General features: G+C 67.4%; 4 protein-coding genes. 2 read left to right on the top strand and 2 right to left on the bottom strand.

What is annotated here, in order from left to right:
• On the top strand, nucleotides 1–503 hold a 503-nt coding region (locus VHB27_RS18675; protein ID WP_325603314.1), incomplete at its 5' end, for a hydantoinase B/oxoprolinase family protein.
• Between the two features lie 398 nt (nucleotides 504–901).
• Complete coding sequence (locus VHB27_RS18670) at nucleotides 902–1,750, top strand: TauD/TfdA dioxygenase family protein (RefSeq protein WP_325603312.1); 849 nt, start codon at nucleotides 902–904, stop codon at nucleotides 1,748–1,750.
• 166 nt (nucleotides 1,751–1,916) lie between these two features.
• On the opposite strand, the gene VHB27_RS18665 is transcribed toward VHB27_RS18670, so the two are convergent.
• Together VHB27_RS18665 and VHB27_RS18660 are read right to left on the bottom strand one after the other, a co-directional pair.
• On the bottom strand, nucleotides 1,917–3,524 hold the full coding sequence (locus VHB27_RS18665; protein WP_325603310.1) for a GMC family oxidoreductase: 1,608 nt from the start codon (nucleotides 3,522–3,524) through the stop codon (nucleotides 1,917–1,919).
• 3 nt (nucleotides 3,525–3,527) lie between these two features.
• Nucleotides 3,528–3,980 carry a hypothetical protein gene (locus VHB27_RS18660; RefSeq protein WP_325603308.1) on the bottom strand — a complete coding sequence of 151 codons (453 nt, stop codon included), beginning with the start codon at nucleotides 3,978–3,980 and terminating at the stop codon, nucleotides 3,528–3,530.
• Between the last annotated feature and the right edge of the window lie 106 nt (nucleotides 3,981–4,086).

The raw sequence follows: 4,086 nt of genomic DNA, 5'->3' as shown, positions 1-4,086 counted from the left end.
TCAAGGGCGGATTTGGCGCCAGGCCCGACCGCGACGGGATCAACGCGGTGGCCAGTACCGTTTCCAACATGAGCAATACGCCGATCGAGATCCTGGAAATGAGCTTCCCGCTGCGCATCGAGGAATACTCGCTGGTGCCCGACAGCGGCGGGCCGGGGAAGTATCGCGGCGGGCTGGGCGTGCGGCGCGTCTGGCGGGTGCTGGAGAACGCGTCCTATGCCGCCGTCTGCTGCGAACGCAGCGTCACGCCCCCCTTCGGCCTCGACGGGGCCCAACCGGGCGGTCCCGCCAGGATCGAACTCGCGGTGGCGACGCAGGATACGCGGCTGCTGAACTCCAAGGGCGGGTTCGAGGCGCCGGGCGGGTCGCTGGTGACGCTGCAGGCGCCGGGATCGGGCGGCTATGGGCCGCCGCGCGAACGGGACCGGGACGTGGTGCGGGAGGACCTGGCGGACGGGTACGTCTCGGCCGAGGCGGCGCGGGTGGTTTACGGGGTAGGATAGAGGTTGCCCCTCAAGCGCTCTACGATTGCATAGGCAGGGCGGCGGCTAAGACCGCTAGCCAATGCAGCGCCACCTTGAGGTCTTCAGGGGGCGTACGGCAGATTAAAATCAAAGCCGATACGGAAATGACTAGAGCTTGCAAGAGTGGGGAAGTCAACGGCCTGCCAGAATGCCTCGGCGCTCTCTTTGTGGACCTTAAGGCGATAGGACCTGAATTTGCAAAATGCCCTAGCTAACCTAGCTTAGCTTAGCTAGGGAGATCCCAATGGCCCAGGTCACCATCCACACCGCCAGCGGTCCCATCACCTGATCCCCGACCGGCCCGCCCGCCAGTTGCGCCCGCCGCCATCCCGGCGCAGTCTTCGACCCAAGAAGAACGCGGTAGGGAGTGCCGTACCATGTCCGCAGCGCTGCACTGGAACTTCGAAATCCGTCCGCTGTCGTCCGTCCTGGGCGCCGAAATCATCGGGCTCGACCTGCACCAGCCCCTGGATGAGCCGACGCGCGACGCCGTCTACGACGCCTTCGTCCGCTACCACGTGCTGTGCTTCCGCGACCAGCACCTCTCGCCCGAGGAGCAGATCGCCTTCACCGAACAGTTCGGCACGCTGGAACGGCACATGGCGCGCAACAAGGGCAAGCTGAACCCGCTGGTGCATATCGTCTCCAACCTCGACGCCGAGGGCAAACCCAGCGGCAAGGTGTCGTCCACCGGCTGGCACACGGACAAGTCGTTCCGTCCGGAACCATCCCTGGCGACCATCCTGCACGCGGTGACGATGCCGCCCGAGGGCGGGGAAACCTGCTTCGCCAACATGGTCGCCGCCTATGATGCGCTGCCGGACGTGACGAAGCAGGCGCTGGACGGTGTCCGGGTGGTGCATAGCTGGGAACTGTCCCGCTCCAACCGCGACCGCAAGCCCACGGCGGAGGAGATCGCCGACGCGCCGGACATGGCCCATCCCCTGGTGCGCGTGATCCCGGAGACCGGGCAGAAAGCGCTGTTCATGGGCGAGCATGCGTCGCATCTGGATGGCATGCCGATCGAGGCAGGCCGGGCGCGCATCCTGGACCTGGAGGCACACGCCACGCAGGACCGCTTCGTCTACCTGCATCGCTGGCGGCAAGGCGACATGCTGATGTGGGACAATCGCTGCCTGCTGCACCGGGCGAACGCCAACTTCGATGCGAGGCTGTATCCAAGGGTGCTGCACCGGACCTGCCTGCGCGGGAAGGCGCCGGCTTGAAGGGCCGCTTGGTTTGTTTCCGACCCCTGGGCATGATATCGTGCCACATGACCAAGTTGCTCGATAAGGCACTGGAAGTCGCGCGGCGCCTGCCGCGTTCAGTTGCGCATCCAAACTGTCATTGGCCTTTTGCCGGTTTATCCTGACATCGGTACGCGGACCACTCTCACTCGAACAGCGTTGCCAACCGCTGCTTGATCTGGTCCGCGATATACAGTGCTACCGCCTGGATCGTGGATGTCGGATTGACCCCGCCGCCCGTCACCCAGACGCTGCCGTCGACGATGAACAGGTTCCGCACGTCGTGGCTGCGGCCCCACGCATTGACCACCGACCGCTCCGGATCGTTCCCCATCCGGCACGTCCCCAGCAGGTGCCCCGGACTGTTCAGCACCGTGCGCGAGCAGAAGATGTCCTTCGCCCCCGCCGCCTCCAGCACCTCGGTCGCGCGCGCGATCCCGTGCTCCATCATGCGCCGCGTGTTCTCGCTGATCGTGTAGTCGATCCGAGCACCGGGGATGCCGTTGGAGTCTTTCAGGACGGGGTCGAGGGTGACGCGGTTATGTGCCTCGGGCAGGTCGTCACAGGCGATACCAATCTGCAGGCGATGATCCAGCCGGGTGCGGTAGATCCGATGATGGTCCTTGCCCCAGGGCAGGCGCCCGGACTCGATGGACAGGATCGCTTCCTGCACCGGTCCCGTCCCCCGGTTGAACTGCATCATGTAGCCGCGCACGAAGTCGCGGGACGGATCGGTCTCGTAGAACTGCTTGCTCCACAGCGACGTCATCGGACCGCGGCCGCCATCGACGCGGTCCTCGATGAAGCCCGACACCTGCGGCCACGGGTGCATCATCAGGTTCCGCCCGACCAGCCCGCTGGAATTCGCCAGCCCGTCGGGGAACCGCCCGGACACCGAGTTCAGCAGCAGCCGCGGCGTGCCGACGCCGTTGCAGGCGACGATCACCATCTCGGCCGGCTGGAGGTGTTCGGCGCCGTCGGCGTCGTAGTAGATCGCGCCGGACGCCATCCCCTCGGCGTTGACCGTCACCTCCCGCACCCGGCACCGCGGCCTCAGTTCCACCCCCGCTCGGATCGCCGCCGGCCAGTAGGTGATGTCGGTGCTGGCCTTCGCCCCCTGCGCGCAGCCGGGCGTGCAGTGGCCCAGGTTGATGCACTTGGCGCGGCCTTCGTACTCGGTCGTTGCGACTGAAACGTCCGACGGCCACCAGTGCCAGCCAAGCCGGTTCATCGCCTTCGCATAGCGCATGCCGGTGCGGCCCAGGGGGACCGGCGGCATCGGCGGCTGGTGGAGCGGCTCGCCCGGATCGCCCGCCAGGCCGGAGATGCCCATCATCCGGTCGTTCTCTTCAAAGAACGGCTCCAGCGCCCAGTAGTCGATCGGCCAGTCGTCCGCCACGCCGTCCAGCGTGCGGACCCGGAAATCCGACGGATGCAGGCGCGGCCAGTGCGCGGTGTACATCACCGTGCCGCCGCCGACCGCGTTGAAGTTGGCGACCTTCATCAACGACGCGTCGTCGTTCACCGGATAATCCGTCACCCGCCCGCGGCGGTTCGGGCTCATGTCGAAGTCCGCGTGACGCCGAGCCTCCCAGTCCCGGCCGTTGGAGGGGAAGTCGGTGGGCTTGATCCAGTCGCCTTGCTCCAGGCACAGGATCCGCATCTTCGTTTCGGCCAGGCTGTAGGCGACGGCGGCGCCCGACGCGCCGGAGCCGATGATCAGCACGTCGACGATGTCATGCCGCGTCGCCATCGCTCAGGCCCTCCGATGACCGGGACGGTCGTCGCGCCACAGGGGCGCGCGCTGCCGCACCGGGTCCAGCAGCGACCAGTCGCCTTGCTCGACGACATGGCCCTTGGGGAAGGGCGCGCGCGCCTCGTGGCCCACGGACACCAGCACGCGGTCGTCGCGGTAGTAGCATCGCAGCACGGCACGGCTCAGGCCGGAGACGACGGGGCCGCCTTGCGACAGGAAGGCCATGGCGCGCGCCTGCGCCTCGGCGTCCGGCAGGTCGTCGAACGCCGCGCCGCCCAGCGCGTCCAGCGCCGCGACCACGGCGTCCCGGTCGCGGCCCAGGCTCTTGACGATGTCGGCGAGGATGGCCGGGTCGTTGGCGGCCGGGACGCCGTAGCCGGCGTCTTCGGGGATCATGATGCCGGCCAGGCGGTGCAACGCCTTGACCTGGGCTGGAGTCAGGTCGTTTCCCATGCGGCGATTACGGGACGGTTTTCGACGTTTGGCAAGCCAGAAGGGGCAAGCCAGAAGGGGCAAGCCAGCAGGGGCCAGACGACGGGGGCAAGACGGAGGGGGCGTG

The organism is Rhodopila sp. (genome assembly GCF_035548235.1).
In the GTDB taxonomy this organism is placed as follows: domain Bacteria; phylum Pseudomonadota; class Alphaproteobacteria; order Acetobacterales; family Acetobacteraceae; genus Rhodopila.
The sequence above is the reverse complement of the archived record's forward strand: the minus strand, read 5'-3'. Positions and strand labels throughout refer to the sequence as shown.